The sequence below is a fragment of the Kaistella yonginensis genome (assembly GCF_030409525.1).
GTDB lineage: Bacteria > Bacteroidota > Bacteroidia > Flavobacteriales > Weeksellaceae > Kaistella > Kaistella yonginensis.
In genome coordinates, this window is the sequence record NZ_JAUFQB010000017.1 from 48731 (window position 1) to 66697 (window position 17967).

The 17967-nt window shown below is 37.0% G+C and carries 14 protein-coding genes and 1 pseudogene; 7 read left to right on the plus strand and 8 right to left on the minus strand.

The genetic code is table 11. From position 1 onward, the window contains the following. Positions 1-84 precede the first annotated feature (84 nt). Both QWY78_RS06165 and QWY78_RS06170 read right to left on the minus strand, forming a co-directional pair. Positions 85-1740, minus strand: coding sequence for a ribonucleoside-diphosphate reductase subunit alpha (locus QWY78_RS06165; protein ID WP_290218075.1), 1656 nt, complete (start codon positions 1738-1740; stop codon positions 85-87). 582 nt (positions 1741-2322) lie between these two features. Then, the gene (locus QWY78_RS06170; RefSeq protein ID WP_290217611.1) at positions 2323-3297 is read right to left on the minus strand and encodes a ribonucleotide-diphosphate reductase subunit beta; all 975 of its coding nucleotides are present in this window, start codon (positions 3295-3297) and stop codon (positions 2323-2325) included. Between the two features lie 409 nt (positions 3298-3706). On the opposite strand from QWY78_RS06170, the gene QWY78_RS06175 reads away from it, so the two are divergent. The 4 genes from QWY78_RS06175 to QWY78_RS06190 all read left to right on the plus strand — a co-directional run bounded on the left by QWY78_RS06175 (position 3707) and on the right by QWY78_RS06190 (position 8587). Next, the gene (locus tag QWY78_RS06175; RefSeq protein WP_290217613.1) at positions 3707-4399 is read left to right on the plus strand and encodes an ABC transporter ATP-binding protein; all 693 of its coding nucleotides are present in this window, start codon (positions 3707-3709) and stop codon (positions 4397-4399) included. Positions 4400-4436: 37 nt separating this feature from the next. Then, positions 4437-5666, plus strand: coding sequence for an ABC transporter permease (locus QWY78_RS06180; RefSeq protein WP_290217616.1), 1230 nt, complete (start codon positions 4437-4439; stop codon positions 5664-5666). Positions 5667-5952: 286 nt separating this feature from the next. Next, entirely contained in the window at positions 5953-7221 is a 1269-nt protein-coding gene (locus QWY78_RS06185; protein WP_290217618.1) for an ABC transporter permease, read from the plus strand. Between the two features lie 169 nt (positions 7222-7390). Next, positions 7391-8587: an efflux RND transporter periplasmic adaptor subunit gene (locus QWY78_RS06190; RefSeq protein ID WP_290217620.1), complete on the plus strand. Its 1197-nt coding sequence runs from the start codon at positions 7391-7393 to the stop codon at positions 8585-8587. A gap of 19 nt (positions 8588-8606) precedes the next feature. On the opposite strand, the gene QWY78_RS06195 is transcribed toward QWY78_RS06190, so the two are convergent. The 4 genes and pseudogenes from QWY78_RS06195 to lptB form a co-directional block, all read right to left on the minus strand. Next, positions 8607-9212, minus strand: a complete 606-nt coding sequence (locus QWY78_RS06195; protein WP_290217622.1) for a hypothetical protein — start codon at positions 9210-9212, stop codon at positions 8607-8609. Between the two features lie 57 nt (positions 9213-9269). Further along, positions 9270-9917, minus strand: coding sequence for an HD domain-containing protein (locus QWY78_RS06200; RefSeq protein WP_290217624.1), 648 nt, complete (start codon positions 9915-9917; stop codon positions 9270-9272). A 193-nt stretch (positions 9918-10110) separates the two neighbouring features. After that, the gene (locus tag QWY78_RS06205; RefSeq protein ID WP_290217626.1) at positions 10111-10695 is read right to left on the minus strand and encodes a lipoprotein; all 585 of its coding nucleotides are present in this window, start codon (positions 10693-10695) and stop codon (positions 10111-10113) included. A 685-nt stretch (positions 10696-11380) separates the two neighbouring features. Next, positions 11381-12106, minus strand: a pseudogene (lptB, locus tag QWY78_RS06210) (LPS export ABC transporter ATP-binding protein); the annotation flags it as partial. A gap of 138 nt (positions 12107-12244) precedes the next feature. Here lptB and QWY78_RS06215 point away from each other — a divergent pair. Continuing rightward, positions 12245-12739 carry an RNA polymerase sigma factor gene (locus QWY78_RS06215; protein WP_290218077.1) on the plus strand — a complete coding sequence of 165 codons (495 nt, stop codon included), beginning with the start codon at positions 12245-12247 and terminating at the stop codon, positions 12737-12739. After that, positions 12732-13403, plus strand: coding sequence for a DUF8845 family protein (locus QWY78_RS06220; protein ID WP_290217630.1), 672 nt, complete (start codon positions 12732-12734; stop codon positions 13401-13403). Before QWY78_RS06215 ends, QWY78_RS06220 begins: the two co-directional genes overlap by 8 nt. Positions 13404-13443: 40 nt before the next feature. Here QWY78_RS06220 and rpoN read toward each other — a convergent pair whose 3' ends face one another. Together rpoN and asnS are read right to left on the minus strand one after the other, a co-directional pair. After that, on the minus strand, positions 13444-14922 hold the full coding sequence (gene rpoN / locus QWY78_RS06225) for an RNA polymerase factor sigma-54 (RefSeq protein ID WP_290217632.1): 1479 nt from the start codon (positions 14920-14922) through the stop codon (positions 13444-13446). Positions 14923-14998: 76 nt separating this feature from the next. Next, positions 14999-16444, minus strand: coding sequence for an asparagine--tRNA ligase (gene asnS / locus QWY78_RS06230; RefSeq protein WP_290218079.1), 1446 nt, complete (start codon positions 16442-16444; stop codon positions 14999-15001). Between the two features lie 324 nt (positions 16445-16768). Here asnS and lplA point away from each other — a divergent pair, with 324 nt between their 5' ends. Continuing rightward, positions 16769-17752 carry a lipoate--protein ligase gene (gene lplA / locus QWY78_RS06235; protein WP_290217634.1) on the plus strand — a complete coding sequence of 328 codons (984 nt, stop codon included), beginning with the start codon at positions 16769-16771 and terminating at the stop codon, positions 17750-17752. The last annotated feature ends 215 nt before the right edge of the window (positions 17753-17967 follow it).

The window sequence follows — 17967 nt, forward strand, 5'->3', positions numbered from 1 at the left end:
TGATAAAATTACGACAGGCCTTTTAATGATAAAAAATAACCACAGAAAATCCTGTGGTTATTCTAGAAAATAAGTGCTTTTACTTTAGGCTTCACAGCTCGAACAAGAGACAAAATTCACCATCATTTCTTTAGAAACAGAAGAGCTTCTTTGGTAATACAAAGATTTTACACCTTTTTTCCAAGCTTCGATATAGAGATAATTAACATCTTTAACCGGCATGGTTGATGGAATCTGAAGGTTCAGCGATTGCGCCTGATCGATATACTGTTGTCTTTGGGCGGCTTGAGAAATAATTTCCATGGGAGAAATTTCACGGAAGGTTTTGAAAACGGCTTTTTCTTCCTCTGTTAATTCTGGAATATTCTGTACAGAGCCATGATTCAGCATGATGGTTCTCCATGTGTCTTCGTTGTCGATTCCTTTTTCCTGTAGTAATTTTGCGAGGTATTTATTTTTGCGCATAAAGTTACCTTTCGCCAAACCTGCTTTATAATAATTGGAAGCAAAAGGCTCAATTCCCGGGGAAGTTTGACCTAAAATCGCAGAGCTAGAAGTCGTAGGTGCAATCGCCATGGTTGTGGTGTTTCTCAATCCATAGCCTTTCAATAATTCTGGTTCGCCATAAATATTTGCCAGTTCCTGCGAAGCGATTACAGATTGTTCTTTAATTTGTCTGAAGGCTTTTGCATTGAACTGCGTCGCCTCAAAGCTTTCAAATGGAATCCTATTTTTCTGCAGATAAGAATGGTAGCCTAAAACTCCTAAACCTAAGGCTCGGTGGCGCAAGGCGAAGTTTCTTGCACCGGTCAAATAATAATTACCTTCCGTTTTTTCAATGAATTCGGACAAAACAGCATCTAAGAAATAAATCGCCAATTTCACGGCATCGGTATCTTTCCACTCATCATATAATTCAAGGTTCATAGAAGAAAGACAGCATATAAATGATTCTTCCGCATTGGACGGCAACATAATTTCTGAACACAGATTACTTGCATTCACGGTCATTCCTAAATCTTTATAAACCTGTGGTTTGTTTCTGTTCACATTATCGGTAAAGAAAATATAGGGCAACCCTTTCTGCTGACGGCTCTCTAAAACGCGCGCCCAGATCTTACGTTTATCCATATCGCCATCGATCATGTCCTGCATCCAGTAATCGGGTACGCAAATTCCCGTAAATAGGTTCTGGATCGGGCTTCCAATATCTTTAATAGACAAAAACTCTTCAATATCACCGTGATCAACATCAAGATATGCTGCAAAAGCACCACGACGAACGCCGCCTTGCGAAACCACATCCATAGCGGTATCGTATAATTTCATAAATGAAACTGCACCCGAAGATTTTCCGTTATCGGTTACAGCGGTGCCACGATTTCTAAGTTCACCGAAATAGCCAGAAGTTCCACCACCAATTTTGGTCTGCATAATAACTTCACCTAATTTGTGCGTAATTCCTTCGATATTATCCGGCACATGAACATTGAAGCAGGAAATCGGTAAGCCGCGTTCAGTTCCCATATTTGCCCAAACCGGCGACGAAAAACTGATCCAACCTTTGGTAATCATTTCTTCAAAAGCAGGTTGCAATTCTGGTTTATATAATCTTTTGGCGGCAGCGGTGGTGATTCTTAAAATCGCACCTTCTACGGTTTCTCCTTTCAAGAGGTAGCCTCGGTTCAACATTTGCTCAGACTCTTCATTGAGCCACCAAATTTTCTTCTGTTCTTCCATATTTTTTCTGTAAAATGTAAAATGTATAATGTATAATGTACAAAGTACGATGTCTTTTCTTATTTGTTTAGAAGCAGAAAAGGTTTGCTTCTTATCAAGATCAGTCCCGCTTTCCACTGTATCCCGCCGAGGCGGGGATGCCGTTTCAATCGGGGCTAAAGGTTCTGTCGGTTGTCCATCAAAAGTTATCACAACTACTGATGTCGCGCTTACAGCGCTAGTCTGTCTCGATTTTCACTCGTTCCATCGGGCTGCGCCCGATGTTTTTGATTTCGCCACTTCGTGGCTCAACCTGCCCCAATTCGTTCAATGAAAAATTTCAGACCGATCAATGAACCAGGTTTTGGCAAAAGCCAATTGCTTTTATCTTCTTTTTAAACAGGCTAAAGCCCGTTGATATTGAATTTTATTATAAAACTTATCGGCGCTCGCTTCGCTCGCGCCTCTTAAATTTGATGCTCCCACTTGCGCCCCGACTTGAGTGGAACTCTTTTTTCTTTTTCTTAAAAAAGAAAAAAAGTGGGAACGGAAGGCGGAAATGTACGCCCAAATAATTCGTTAACCCCCATTAAATAAAGGGAATTAAAACAAATCGTTCTCGGTAATACTCTTATCATGCTTGGTATAATCCACCGGTCTTTTGGCGAAGAAATCATCCATTGAATTGGCAAAAACTTCTTCCTCAAACCAAACCATTGGTCGGTATTGCTCGGGTGAAATATTGTAGCGGGTTTTCATATTGATTTTCTTCAAACTATCATCCACGCGGAATTTCATAAAGTTTAAGAGATTTTCTTTGGTCATATTATCAATTTCGCCCTGCTCAAAAATCCAGTCTAGGATTTCTTCTTCTACGGTAATGGAGTGATCGACCAAGGTATAGATATCTTCGATGTCGGAATCGGTTAAAAGATCGGGCTGTTCCTCGCGAATTTTGTTGATTAAATAAATCCCAGCATTGGCGTGAATTTGCTCATCAACGGAAGTCCACGCGATAATATTGGAGACATTTTTCATGTACCCTTTGAACCGTGTAAATGACAAAATAATGGCAAATTGCGAGAATAAAGAAACGTTTTCTATTAAAATACTGAAGAGCAGTAATGAGGAAACATATTCTTTTTGCGAGGTTGAATTCGCGTGTTTTAGGACATTTGATAGGAAATCTATTCTTTTTTTGATGGCGGGTATTTCGATGACCTGGTTAAAAGCATCGTTGTAGCCTAAGACTTCGAGCAAACGGGAATAAGCCTCAGAATGGCGGAATTCACATTCTGCAAAAGTAGACCCCAAGCCATTAAGTTCTGGTTTTGGCATGTGGTTATAAAGATTGCCCCAAAAGGTTTTTACCGAAACTTCGATTTGTGCAATTGCCAAAAGTGCATTTTTAATCGCATTTTTTTCATGAGGTTCTAACTGCGAATGGAAATCCTGTACATCTGCCGTAAAATCTACCTCTGAATGGACCCAAAATGATTTGTTAATCGCCTCTACAAACTGTAAGATTTCTGGATACTCAAATGGTTTATATCCTATTCTTTTGTCAAAAATTCCCATAGTAAAACTTAATTTTTAGATCACCTTTCTTGGAAAAGTGAATTATACAACAATATGATTATTAGCTAATTATATAAAGAAGAAACGCAAAATAGACTTTATTTTCTACTGGTGTGTTCTGTACAAAAATAGGAAATGAAACCTTATGAGGAAAGTCATAATCATTAATTATCTGAGTATAAGCGGTAAAAGTTTTCCACAATCACACAGACGTTGCACTGCCGTTACATTTTATCGCTCGCTGATGGTTGGTTGCTAAGATAAGCGTGATTTTCATTAAACAAAACAATCTGAAGCACTATCATATAATCACTTACAACTAAACATCTACGATTAAAAAAAAGATAAAAACTCGTTTGTAACAAATAAAATAATTAACCTACTTATTAAGAAATAAATCCTCCACTTGATGTTAGTAATTAAGGACCTACACAAATCATATGATATCGGAAAGAGCAAACTTCATGTCCTGAAAGGCATTGACCTTTCTATTGGTGAAGGGGAATTTGTTTCGATTATGGGAAGTTCGGGTTCCGGAAAATCAACGCTACTTAATATCATTGGGATTTTAGATGAAAAGGATTCTGGGATTTATGAACTCGATGGGATTGCGATTGAGCATCTATCCGAAATAAAAGCCGCGGAATACCGAAGTAAGTTTCTAGGATTTATCTTCCAATCTTTTAATTTAATTGGCTATAAAACGGCCTTAGAAAATGTAGCACTCCCACTCTACTATCAAAATGTTTCACGTAAAGAAAGAAATCAGCGCGCCTTGGAATACCTCGCAAAAGTGGGTTTGGCAGATTGGGCAACGCATTTACCGAATGAACTTTCGGGTGGACAAAAACAAAGAGTTGCGATTGCTCGTGCGCTTATTACTGATCCAAAAGTAATTTTAGCCGATGAACCTACCGGAGCACTAGACTCCCAAACAACCTACGATATTATGAAGCTGCTGCAAGAAATTAACCGAGGGGGAAAAACGGTGATTGTGGTAACACATGAACCAGATGTAGCAGCAGAAACCAAAAGAAATGTTATTTTAAAAGATGGTATTATTGAGAGTGATCAATTTATCACGCAACGGGTTTTAGAATAAAAAAAGCCGAACGAAAAACCAATCAAGAAATTAAATTATGTTTGACCTCGACCGCTGGAGAGAAATATTTGAATCGATTCGCAGTAATATATTGCGGACGGTACTTTCCGGCTTTACGGTGGCCTTAGGTTTATACATTTTCATCGTTCTATTTGGGATTGGAAAAGGTTTACAAAACGCTTTTACCGAAGGTTTTGCACGGGATGCCACCAACTTAATTACCATCTTCACCAGAAAAACGACCATCGCATATGGTGGTTTACAATCAGATCGGCAAATCGTTTTAAAGAATGAAGACTTTGACCAAATTACGGAAAAAGACACCGATAAAATTGAAAGTGCAGCACCCCGATATTCTGCAAATATGGTGGTGAAATACGGAAAAGAAAGTGGTAATTACCAAATCAGTGGTAGCAATCCCGATGAAAAAATAATAGAAAACCGAAACTTAACCGAAGGCAGATACTTGAATCTTTTGGATATGAAACGCAAGCAAAATGTTGCTGTTATCGGCCGGATGGTCCAGCGGGATTTAATTAAAAATGGCAGTCCTATTGGAAAAGATTTAGATATTAATGGTACCATGTTTAAAGTAGTCGGTGTTTTTTCTGATGATGGTGGCGATTTTGATGAACGAATGATTACGATTCCCATCACCACTTTACAACAGCTCAAAAAAGGTTCCGACACGATCAGTACCATTTTTTTAACCTATAATACTGACCTTACGCCAGATCAAGCCATTAAATATGGCGAGAAAGTTGAAAAAGAATTAAAAGCAAAACACAAAGTTTCTCCAGATGACGAAAACGGCGTGGTCGTAAGAAATAATGCTAAAAACATGGGTCAAACATTTCAATTTTTATTCATTATCACGCTGATTGTTGGTTTTATTGGGATGGGAACTTTGCTGGCAGGTATTATTGGCATCAGTAATATTATGGTGTATATTGTTAAAGAAAGAACGCAGGAAATCGGTGTCAGAAAAGCAATTGGCGCAAAACCGCAAAGTATTGTCGCTTTAATTATGCAAGAAAGTATTGTAATAACCGTAGTTTCAGGTTTGATAGGGGTTGGATTAGGTATTCTTACCCTATATTTGATCGGAGACCGATTAGAAAAGTATTTTATTATGGATCCTTCCGTAGGTTGGGGCTTGGTATTGGTGGCTTTTATAAGCTTGGTTATTTCTGGTTTGGTAGCGGGATTTGTACCGGCGTACCGTGCCAGTAGAATTAAACCGATCGAAGCGCTACGTTCGGAATAATTAATAATTAATGATTAATACTGAATCAATCTCTTTATAATAAATTGGCGTTATTAAAATGTAAATTACATTCATGGCTATTAAACAGAGGTTAATTAAATAGTTTAAACAGGAGTTCAGAAAAAGGGCACATTAGTTTTGAAAATCAAAGATTTTCACCTTTGTGTACTTTCAAAAATAAAACAAGGGTAACGCAGGTATAAAATTTTAAAATTTAAACCTTAAGTAAGATAAAAATAAAATCATGGTACAAGACATTTTTTAACTCGTACCTAAAATACAAACAATGAACATCATTTTCAAAATAGATACGTGGCAAGAAATTTATTATTCCTTAAAGAATAATAAGCTTCGTACCTTACTAACTATGATTGGTGTGGGTTGGGGAATGTTTCTTTTTGTCGCGCTTTTGGGTGCTGCAAAAGGAATGGAAAATGGGTTTGATAAAGTATTTTCGGGTTTTGCAACCAACTCTATTTTCTTGTGGGCACAGAATACCTCGATTCCGTATGATGGTTTTCCGAAAGGAAGAAAAATGGATCTGCATTTAAGCGATTTAGATTTGCTGCCACAAAAAATTAAAGAAATCGACTATATTTCGCCCCAGAGTTCGCGCGGTAATTTCGGCACGCCGGGAGAGTCATTTTCTAGAAACGGTAAGAATGCGACTTATACGCTGACCGGAGATTTTCCGGTGGGAAACAAAATATCAGAAAAAAAACTCATCTTCGGTCGCTATTTAAATGACGCCGATATTACAGGAAATAAAAATGTAATCATCATCGGTGAAGAGATTTATAAAAATTTCTTTGATGCAAAAAAGAATGAAAATCCCATCGGACAATCGATAAATGTAAAAGGTATTTTCTTTAACGTCATCGGTGTTTTTCGCGTAAAAAAAGGCGGTGGATTTGAGAATGACCAATCAGCCTTTATTCCGTTTTCTACGTTTTCTAAAATGTACAATGAAGGGGACAAAGTAGGATTCTTCGCCATTGTAAGTAAACCAGATGCCGACCTGAATGTCGTAGAAGACCAAGTAAAAGCAGAACTCAAAAGCAAATATAATGTCTCACCAGAAGACACCAACGCTTTCGGAAGTTTTAACCTCGGAAAGGAATTTGGAAAACTTACGGGTTTCCTAACCGGAATGCAACTGCTGACCATCACCGTTGGTTCATTAACCATATTGGCTGGGGTAATTGCGATTTCTAATATCTTATTAATCACCGTAAAAGAAAGAACCAAGGAAATCGGAATTCGGCGTGCTTTGGGTGCAAAACCCGCAGAAGTAAGGAATCAAATTCTCTTAGAAAGTGTGGTTATCACTTTAACCTCGGGGATTCTAGGATTTATTTTAGGAATTTTTCTCTTAATGATTCTCAATATCGCCACAAAAGATCAAGATACTTTTCCTTTTTACAATCCCACGGTAAATTACGGACAGGTATTCGGTGCCATGGCGATTATGGTTATTCTTGGTTTGATTGTCGGTATGATCCCCGCACAGCGAGCGGTAAAGATTCGGCCGATTGAAGCGCTGCGCTCGGAGTAACCAATGGGTAAGGAATGATGGGTATTTGATTACTTGACTTTGTAGCTCAAACGAATTTGCGACCCGACCTGAATGGAGCTCTTTTTGCGAGGAGGCACGACGAACAAAAAAGCGGGAATGGAGGGCGGAAAAGTCGCCCCAAAAAAAATAAAAAAAATAAACGAAGTATATGAAAAAGAAGTTCACTTTAAAAAAAGCCCTTTACCTCCTTTTGGGATTGGTTTTCGCAGTGGCCCTGATCTCGGGAATTAGCTATCTGATTTCTTCAAATACCAAAGAAAGCGAAACGTTTTTGACCAAAAAACCTGTGGTTCAAAATATGGATGACAAAGTAATGGCGACCGGGAAAATTGTGCCTCGCGAGGAAATTGAAATCAAACCGAATATCTCTGGAATTATCGATAAAATTTTGGTTACAGAAGGTGATAAAGTTGTTGCCGGCCAATTGGTTGCGACCATTAGAATTGTACCCAGCATTCAAAATGTGAACGCCGCACAACAGGAAATTAATAATGCCAATTTACAAATCAGCAATGCGCAAATTAATGTGTCTCAGCAGCAAAAACAATTTGCCATGCAGGAAAAACTCTACTCGCAAGGCGTGATTTCTAAGCAGGAGTATATTTCGGCTCAGCAACAATTGCAGTCTACCCAGCAAACGCTCAGAAATGCACAACAGCAAAGACAAACGGCGCAAAAAAACCTGCAGATTGCAAAAACGGGAGCCACGCCGGAATTGGCTGGTTTGGCAACGACACAAATTCGGTCTAAAGCCAACGGAACTGTTTTAGAAGTGCCGGTAAAAGTCGGAAGCCAGGTGATTGAGGCCAACTCATTTAATGCAGGAAGTACGATTTGCTCGATTGCAGATTTGAATTCTCTTATTTTTGAAGGGACCATTGATGAGGCCCAGGCTGGAAAATTAAAAGAAGGTTTGCCCATGAATGTGGTAATTGGCGCCTTGCAAAACAAATCCTTTCCGGGGCGTGTGACGATGATTGCTCCCAAAGGAAAAGAAGAAAATGGAACGATTAAATTCCCGATTGAAGGTGATGTTTTTAATAAAACCAATGAATATATTCGCGCTGGATTTTCAGCCAATGGCGAGATTATTTTGAGTTCTCAGAAAAATGCCTTGCTCTTGGATGAATCTTTAATTCAATATGAAAAGATTAAAGATAAAGACAATTCATTTGTAGAAGTAAAACAGCCGGATGGAAAATTCAAAAAGGTCAATGTAAAACTCGGTGCCAGCGACGGAATTAATGTTCAGATTTTATCAGGAATCACTAAAGATTCTGAAGTAAAAGTCTGGAACCCCTCTGATAAAGACAAAGAAGCTTTGAAAGAAAAGAAAGGCAAATAAAATAGAACAATCCCGGAATTTAATTCGGGATTTTGTTTTTTCTGAACAATAAGGCGAGATTTAAAAAGAGTAGAATCAGGCCTAAAGTCATCCAAATTGCGGTTTTGATATTGCCGAATTTTAAAGCTTCAATTCGGGTTTTTGCAAGTTCAGACAGCCGTGCGCTTTGTACGATATAATTTTGAACTTCGATGATTTTATCTTCATTTTTGTTCGGCACAGAATGTTGGGAAAAATACACGAGATTCTTATTGCCCATATAAGCAGCGATCCAGAACTCATCAGAAGCCTCCATTTTTAAATAATCAATTCGGTAATGGTTATTTCTGATTTTACCCAGGTGCCGGGTTTCGTATCTTAAATCAGGATCGGCTTCATCATTAATTTTGATGAGATAAAAATCCAGAGGAAATGGCAATTTATTCACCACTTGTACGGTGAGCGAATTCGGCAAAAATTCATCTACACTTTTTTGAACGAATAAAACCGTGTAGGCGACCACTGAAGCAACAACGATTATGATGCGCAAACCTTTTGCCCATCCTTTAAATCTACCGGATTTAATCACCGACAAAAGCAAGCTGAGCGAAAGTAAACCCGTGAGCAGAAAAAACAAATAAAACATGCCGTAAAGATAAATAAAATTACCAAGTAGAATTTGAAAATTTAAGTGCGCAAACGCTTACTCTACATTCCATTCTTTATAGAATTGAGCTAAGAAATCCAACATCAGTTGATGGCGATTTTCGGCTAAATTTTTTCCGGTTTTGGTATTCATTAAATCTTTTAATAGCAACAATTTTTCATAAAAATGATTGATTGTTGTTCCTGTTGATTTTTTATATTCTTCTTTAGTTTGATTGAGTTTTGGCGGTAGATCGGGGTGATACATGAGATTATTCTTAAATCCACCAAAATTAAAGGTCCTGGCAATGCCAATCGCACCAATCGCATCGAGGCGGTCGGCATCTTGTACGATTTGTAATTCGATTGGTAAAACCTTAGGAACTTCTCCCCTATTTTTAAAGGAAATATTTTTGATAACGAATAAAACCTGCACTATTATTTCCTTGGGAACATTTTGATTTTGCAGAAATTCATTGGATATTTTCAGGGCTAATGTTTCATCGCCCTCATGAAATTTTGGATCAGCAATATCATGGAGCAAAGCAGAGAGTTCCACCACCGCAACATTACAAGTTTCTGTAGCGGCAATTTTCTTTGATAACTTCCAGACTCGTTCGATGTGGAACCAATCGTGACCGGCTTCGGCACCTTCTAGTTTTTCTTTAACGAAAGCTATCGTATTCTCTATTAAATTTTGGGGCATATTATTATTATAAGTTAATAAATTGAATAACGGATAAATTTCTTTTAAACCGCAAAAGAAGCAAAAGTTTTACTTTAAAATAAGCAAATCAAAAGTTTGAAAAAGTTCAGTAAAATAATGGCTTTACCATTTTGTATTCTTTAGAAAATCTTTTTAATTTATTTGTCTTTTGTGTCTTTTGTGGTTTATAAAATTATTTAGAGACTTCTACAAACTGAAAAACCTGCTGCGTTTTCGGATTATAAATAATCGTGCTGCTGTTTGGGAACCTTTTCAGTTTATAATACTCAATGCTTTTATCGTTTTTAATGTCTTCCAAAAAACTCATATCGATTGTATTTGCAGGCAGAAATTTTTCTACAAAACTCAATTTATCCATAAATACTTTACCATCAATTTTCTTAGCTACTTTATCAGACTTCTCTTCATCTAAAGTTTCCTGTTGCTCTAAATACGGGATCAACAAATCTTTATCTGCTTTATATTTAAAAACGTAAGCCGGCGAACCATTCGGAAAACTAAATTTCTTGCCTTTAAAATCAGAAATCATGGTTGGTTCTCCCTTGGGAAAAACCTCTTGAAACTGAGCATGTTCAGCGTTGGTTAAAGAATTAATGGAATTACTTATGGTGTCATCTAAAGTTTCTTTAACTGCATTCTGTGCTTGTTCTTTGACACTTGTAGTTGTTTTTTCAATTTGTTGATTGATGGTTTCCTCAATTTCAGAACAAGAAGTTAATGCTGCTAAAGGCAAAATAACTAAAATATATTTTTTCATTTTCAAGTTTTAAATTAAGAGCCTATTTAAATTTACAAATTACTAATTTACCTTATTTACCCCTTAAGGTTTTTAAGTAATTGCTGTTAAAAACCTTAGCAACAATCAATTGATAAAAACCCTTTAACTTAATTTCTAAAAGTCTAAAATTAAGGAAAAAACAAAGTTTATTCAAATTAAGAATAAGAATTAAACAGGCTTTACTATTCTTTGAAAGAAGCGAACAATTTATCCAGTTTTGCGTCAGATGTAAGCAACTATTTTTCAAAATTTTTCGAAGGAAAAAAAACCAACCACAATGTTGTCCCTTCACCAGAAGTTTTCTGGTAGAAACCTAAAAATTTACTTTTTAAGATTCGAAGGCGTAGGTTGTCAAATAATGTAATTCTGTTTTGCTGAGCGCTTTTGCATTCGACTCTGCTTCTGAAATAGAATAGGTGGTATTGATTTCCTGTTTTTGAAAAAGAAATGAATTATTGGAGTTTTTATCGACCACTTCATTAAAAATATGATCGATTTCAGAATTGGCTAAAGAGGCAAAACTGATGTCTTCAAATCCATGCATTAATCTCAGATTATCAATACGCTGAAAATTTTCATCTACAAAACTTTGGAATTGATTTTTGGAATCAAAATTACCGGCCCAAATATTATAGACAAATGCCCGTTTCTTTGGCTTGTTCAGAATATCTTGATAAACGAAATTCTCGCCGAGATAAGCATCCCGAACCTGCGGATCATTGGCCAAATCGTGCGGAAGTCCTTCTTTCAAAATTCTTCCCTCAAACATGATATAGGTCTTGTGGGTAATCGCTAAAGTCTGTTGAACATTGTGATCCGTAATTAAGATGCCAATATTTTTATCGACCAAGCTTCTCACAATTTTCTGAATATCTTCTACGGCGATTGGGTCAACTCCGGCAAAAGGCTCATCGAGTAAAATAAAATTCGGACTGGTTGCCAAACAACGTGCAATTTCAGTTCTTCTTCGTTCACCACCAGATAATAAATCACCCCGGTTTTTACGAACATGTTGTAAGGAAAACTCTTCGATGAGTTCATCACATTTGATGTGTTGTTCCCGCTTAGAAAGTTTGGTTAATTGCAAAACACCCAAGATATTATCTTCTACGGAGAGTTTTCTGAAAATCGATGCTTCCTGCGCGAGATAACCAATTCCTTTTTGAGCCCGGCGGTACATGGCGTCATTGGTAATCTCTTTATTGTCTAAGAAAATCTTACCCGAGGTGGGTTTTACCAAACCCACGATCATATAAAAACTGGTGGTTTTGCCGGCACCATTGGGACCGAGAAGTCCCACGATTTCGCCTTGTCGAACTTCGACTGAAACGCCTTTTACCACTTTTTTTGGACCGTATTCTTTAATTAAATTTTCTCCGCGTAGAATCATGGAGCAAATATAATAAAATTGAGGAAAGAATAAGTGGAAATCGGTAAGATGAAAACAAGAAAGCCAACGATTAAAACAGAATTTCTACCGTTTTCAATTAAAAAATTTTATCTTCGCTTTTCAGAAAAATTACCAAATTTGAGTGCCAAAGAAAAAGAATTCGCGAAACTAATTAAAGATAATCAAGGTTTGATTATTAAGGTTTCTAGACTTTACACCAATACTTTGGAAGATGAGCAAGATCTTTTTCAAGAAATTGTGTTACAACTTTGGCGTTCTTACGACTCATTCAAAGGACAATCTAAAATTTCTACCTGGATGTATCGCGTGGCTTTAAATACCGCAATTACCCTGTTCCGAAAAAAGATTAAATCACCGCAAACCGATGAACTCATGGATTATCATCATGGTGATTTTGTAGAAATTGACGATGAAAAACAGCAACATATTTCTACGCTTTACAAAGTTATTAAAATGTTGCCCAATGTTGAACGTGCGATTGTGACCATGTATTTGGATGATTTGCCGTACCGCGACATCGCTGAAAACTTAGGAATTACTGAAGTTAATGCAAGAGTGAAAATGAACCGACTCAAAAAAACTTTAAAACAACTAATGGAAAAACATGCCTGAATTTGATTTAGATAGTTTCAAAGAAACCTGGCAACAGCAACCAGTACAGCCTAAATATGACAGCAGCGATATTGAATCGATGCTGAATAAATCTTCACGGAATTATGTGAAATATATTCTCTGGATCAGTGTGGTAGAATTTATTCTGATTCTAATTGCCAATTTATACTATACTTTTTTAGGAGAAGACACCGCTGATTTGATGAGTGTTCTAGGGAAATTGGGTATTAATAATTCCTCTAACTTTGAAAGTACCATATCGCAACTGTACTTTGTGTTGAAAATGGTTAGTTTAGGTCTTACGGGTATTTTTGTATTTTTGTTTTACCAGAATTACCGTAAAATTAAAATTGAATCAAATCTTAAAAAATTAATTCTGCAAATTTTCACTTTCAAAAAGACCGTTCAATTATTTATCTTGGCAAATATTGGTCTGGTGATTTTGTTTACTTTGATTCTAGGACTATTTACCTTCTTGGTTTTGGCTGAACAAAATATCGCGTTGACGAACCCTACTTTAATTGGTTTCATTGCCGGATTAGCACTAACTATGGGAATTAGCGTGGTTTTAATCTGGATTTATTATCGCCTCGTTTACGGATTTATCTTAAGAAGATTGGGTAAAAATCTAGAACAACTTCAAAACATAGAAAAGGAGAACTAAATTCTTGTTCTCCTTTTCTCTTTATTTTTAACTTTCAATTTTACAGTTCCTTTCTCAACCGAGCTACGGGAATATTCAATTGTTCACGATATTTCGCAATGGTACGGCGGGCAATATTGTAGCCTTTCTCTTTCAGTAATCCAACCAATGCATCGTCGGTATAGGGTTTTCTTTTATTTTCACCATCGATAATATCCATCAAATGGGTTTTAATTTCCTTGGTAGAAACTTCTTCGCCATCATCGTTGGTCAAGGAATCAGAGAAGAGACTTTTTAGATAGACAATGCCATTTGGGGTATCCGCATATTTGCTTTTCACCACGCGTGAAATTGTAGAAATATCAAACCCAGTAATATCAGCAACATCCTTTAGAATCATCGGTTTTAATGATTTATCATCTGCGGTAATGAAATATTCTTTCTGCAATTGAACAATCGCAGAAATCGTTTGCAGTAGCGTATTTTGCCGTTGGTTAATCGCATCGATATACCATTTTGCTGCATCTAATTTTTGTTTGATAAAAAGAGCCGCCTGTTTGTGTTCCGCCGATTTTTTGTCGTGAGAATAAGTGGTTAAAATATCTTTATATTCATCTGAAACCCGCAATGAAGGAGCATTTTTACTGTTTAATGAAGGAATCACTTCAACCCCTTTGGCACCATTATCTTTTACGGTAATTAAAAAATCAGGGATAATTTCATTATTAATGGTAATGGTCTGTGTATCATAATTACCACCTACCCTAGGGGATAGTTTTGAAATCACTTCCAAAGCATCTTTTAAATCTTCTTCCTCGATATCATATTTCTGAATAATCTTATTGTAATGCTTATTGGTCAAAGCATCAAACTGATTTCTCAATATATTTGCTGCGAGACTTACGGCTTTATCAGCACTTACTTTTTTCTCGATTTGTAATAAAAGACACTCTTGTAAGCCCCGGGCACCAACGCCAGACGGATCTAATTTTTGCACATAATTTTCTAAGATTTCAGTCACCCGGTCTGGTGTAGTAATCAATCCTTGGGAAAAAGCCAAATCATCAACCAATTGCTTCACCTCTCGTCGAAGATAACCATCATTATCAAGGTTTCCGATAATATATTCTGCAATTTTCAAATCATCGCCCTCTATATTTGCCAAACGAATCTGCTCTAAAAGATAATCATACAAAGACTCACCTTCGGTCAAAAGCGCCTGATTATCATACTCCTCATCATCGGCAGAATAATTATTTGCAGAAGATTTGTATGCAGGTTCATCATCGAAAATATAATCATTTACATCAAAATCGGTGTCGATACTTTCATTGCCTTCGTCTTCAAATTTTTCGTCAAGAGCGGCGTAATCTTCCTCTTTATTGTCCTCTTGCACTTTTTCTAAAGCAGGATTTTCTTCGAGTTCGCGCTCTAATTCTTCTTCAAACTCTAGGGTATGAAGTTGAATCAATTTCATCAATTGAATTTGTTGCGGGGCCAATTTCTGGCCGAGTCTCATTTGAAGGTTTTGTTTTAACATATTATGATGTTATTTCTCTTTTTTTAGGTTTAAATTAGTTCACATTGAACCATAAACTTACTGATAATATTTTAGATTAGAACTCAGCGTTATGCGGTGTTCTTGGGAAAGGGATTACGTCTCTGATGTTCGTCATGCCTGTAACAAAAAGAATCAATCGCTCTAAGCCAAGTCCAAAACCGGCGTGCGGAACAGAACCGAATTTTCGCGTATCCAAATACCACCATAATTCTTCTTCATCAACATTCATGTCTTTCATTTTCGCTTTTAAAATGTCGAATTTATCCTCTCTTTGTGATCCACCGATGATTTCACCAATTCCTGGGAATAAAACATCCATGGCGGCAACGGTTTTTCCATCTTCATTCAGTTTCATGTAGAAGGCTTTTATTTCTTTTGGATAATCAAATAAAACCACCGGACATTCAAAATGCTTTTCTACCAGAAAACGTTCGTGCTCACTTTGCAAATCTGCACCCCATTCCTCAATCGGAAACTGAAATTTTCCTTTTTTATTTTCTTTAGAATTTTTCAAAATTTCTATCGCTTCGCTATAAGAAACTCTTTTGAATCGTTTTTGAATTACGTGTTGCAATTTCTCAATTAATCCTTCAGCAGCACGGTCTTTTTCGGGTTTTTGTTTTTGCTCGTCAGCAAATCTTTTGTCTAAAAAGTCCAAATCATCTTTGCAATTTTCTAACACGTAATTAATCACATATTTCAAGAAATCTTCGGCAAGATCGATATTGTCTTCTAAATTATTAAAAGCAACTTCCGGTTCTACCATCCAAAATTCTGCAAGGTGACGCGTGGTGTTAGAGTTCTCTGCACGGAAAGTTGGACCAAAAGTGTACACTCTTCCCAAGCCCATCATGGCGGTTTCTACGTTCAATTGACCGGAAACCGTAAGATTTGTTTTCTTACCAAAAAAATCTTGTGCATAATCGATTGCTCCGCTTTCATCCCGTGGAATGGCATTCAAATCGAAGTTGGTTACGCCAAACATTTCTCCCGCTCCTTCTGCATCAGCACCGGTAATAATCGGTGTGTTCATGTAGAAAAATTGGTTTTGATTAAAAAACTGGTGAATCGCAAAACTCACCGAACTTCTCACTCTAAAAACTGCAGAAAATAAATTCGTGCGGAAACGCAAATGTGCTTGCTCACGCAAAATTTCCAAGGAATGTTTTTTGGGTTGAAGGATCGTTTTATCTCTTTCTTCGGTAAAGTTATCGCCTAAAATAATAATCTTTTTCGCAATAATTTCGATATTTTGTCCCGCTCCCTGACTTTCCACCACTTCCCCTACAATTTTTAGCGAAGCAGCATTACTGATGTTTTTAAGAATATCTTCATCAAATTGTTCAAAGTCGACTACCACTTGTAAATTGTTGATGGTTGAACCATCATTCATAGCGATAAATCGGTTCGAGCGAAATGCTCTTACCCAAGCTTGTACGGTAATGTCATGATGAATTAGTTTTTTATAATCTTCTAATAATTCTTTAATGGTCGTTCTCATTCGTAAATATTCAATTTTTTGTTGGTTTCGGGAAAGTGTTACCGTCTTTGAAACAGATCTTCTAGTCATGCAAACTTACTAAAAAATTGGCGTAAAATTTGCTCTTCGGCAGAAATTATCATAAAAAAACGCATGATAAAAAGCATTTTTCCCTTTGAATAATTGAGTGGAATATAATTTAAATCTAGATTCTCAAAGCAACAGAATTTGAAATCCATTTAATAGTTAAAATTCCAGATATGCGATTTTTATCTGTACTAAAGTCACTATTTCAAAACCCTTTCCTTTAAAAAATTCTCTTAATTTTGTACTAAATAAAAAATCATGTTGCTCATCGACTCTCCTTCTCAAAATGCGTATTTCAATATTGCCTCCGAAGAATATTTACTGCACCGCTTTCCCACGGAAGATATTTTCTTGCTGTATGTGAATGCTCCCTCTATTATCGTAGGAAAATTTCAAAATACGTTGGCAGAAATCAATTTGGATTACGTCACTGAAAAAGACATCAAAGTCGTGCGCCGAATGTCTGGTGGAGGAACGGTTTATCACGATCTGGGAAATCTTAACTTCTCTTTTCACACCTTGTTGGGTCAGAATGATTTTGGGGATTTTTCTTTTTTTACGCAGCCGGTTCTCACGGTGCTGAACAATTTAGGGGTGCCCGCTGTTTTGCAGGGACGCAACGATTTGTTGGTCGATGGTAAAAAATTCTCTGGCAATGCTAAACTTGCGCGACACGGAAAAATGATTCAGCACGGCACCATTCTACTCGATTCAGAAATGGAAGTTTTAGGTGATGCCCTGAAAGTAAACCCGTTGAAATTCCTTGATAAAGCCATTAAATCGACCCGTTCACGCGTCACCAACCTCATCCACTATCTTCCAGAGGAAACCACGACCAGCGATTTGAAAAAACTACTCACGGAAGAGATTATAAAAAATAATCCCAACGCTCAGCGCTACGAGCTGACCGAGGAAGACCTCACTGGCATTCATAAACTGATGACTGAGAAATACGAAACCTGGGCCTGGAATTTCGGTTTTTCGCCCAACTATAATTTTAAAAAAGCCATAAAAGTTCCGGCCGGTTTTATCGAAGTTCATTTGGATGTCGTGCAGGGAATTATTGAAAAAGCGAAAATATTTGGTGACTTTTTCGCTGCAAAACCTATTGAAGAGTTGGAAGCGGAATTGATAGGACAAAAACACGAACTTTCCCAACTAACCTTCTTATTTTCTTCATTGAACTTGACCGATTACTTTGGTAAAGTAACGGCAGAAGAAGTGCTGGAAGGGTTTAAGTAATGTCGGGGTTAGACCTTGGAGACAAGAGACGATAGACTAGAGCGTAGAAGTTAAAAGTCTTGGATTCCTTTTAAAGTTTCGGTTACCGATTGATGAACCGTGTTTCCCTCGAGATGGCTTCAGCGGCAAAAAGGATTTTACTTATAAGATAAACAGGCAGCCGCTTCGCAATGACGGGTGATTTTATATTAACCCGTACTCGCACGATTCACCAC

Excerpts from the sequence above, each read along its gene's own strand:
- QWY78_RS06165 (WP_290218075.1), bottom strand. The coding sequence starts at position 1,740 with ATGGAAGAACAGAAGAAAATTTGGTGGCTCAATGAAGAGTCTGAGCAA.
- QWY78_RS06170 (WP_290217611.1), bottom strand. The coding sequence starts at position 3,297 with ATGGGAATTTTTGACAAAAGAATAGGATATAAACCATTTGAGTATCCA.
- QWY78_RS06175 (WP_290217613.1), top strand. The coding sequence starts at position 3,707 with ATGTTAGTAATTAAGGACCTACACAAATCATATGATATCGGAAAGAGC.
- QWY78_RS06180 (WP_290217616.1), top strand. The coding sequence starts at position 4,437 with ATGTTTGACCTCGACCGCTGGAGAGAAATATTTGAATCGATTCGCAGT.
- QWY78_RS06185 (WP_290217618.1), top strand. The coding sequence starts at position 5,953 with ATGAACATCATTTTCAAAATAGATACGTGGCAAGAAATTTATTATTCC.
- QWY78_RS06190 (WP_290217620.1), top strand. The coding sequence starts at position 7,391 with ATGAAAAAGAAGTTCACTTTAAAAAAAGCCCTTTACCTCCTTTTGGGA.
- QWY78_RS06195 (WP_290217622.1), bottom strand. The coding sequence starts at position 9,212 with ATGTTTTATTTGTTTTTTCTGCTCACGGGTTTACTTTCGCTCAGCTTG.
- QWY78_RS06200 (WP_290217624.1), bottom strand. The coding sequence starts at position 9,917 with ATGCCCCAAAATTTAATAGAGAATACGATAGCTTTCGTTAAAGAAAAA.
- QWY78_RS06205 (WP_290217626.1), bottom strand. The coding sequence starts at position 10,695 with ATGAAAAAATATATTTTAGTTATTTTGCCTTTAGCAGCATTAACTTCT.
- QWY78_RS06220 (WP_290217630.1), top strand. The coding sequence starts at position 12,732 with ATGCCTGAATTTGATTTAGATAGTTTCAAAGAAACCTGGCAACAGCAA.
- rpoN (WP_290217632.1), bottom strand. The coding sequence starts at position 14,922 with ATGTTAAAACAAAACCTTCAAATGAGACTCGGCCAGAAATTGGCCCCG.
- asnS (WP_290218079.1), bottom strand. The coding sequence starts at position 16,444 with ATGAGAACGACCATTAAAGAATTATTAGAAGATTATAAAAAACTAATT.
- lplA (WP_290217634.1), top strand. The coding sequence starts at position 16,769 with ATGTTGCTCATCGACTCTCCTTCTCAAAATGCGTATTTCAATATTGCC.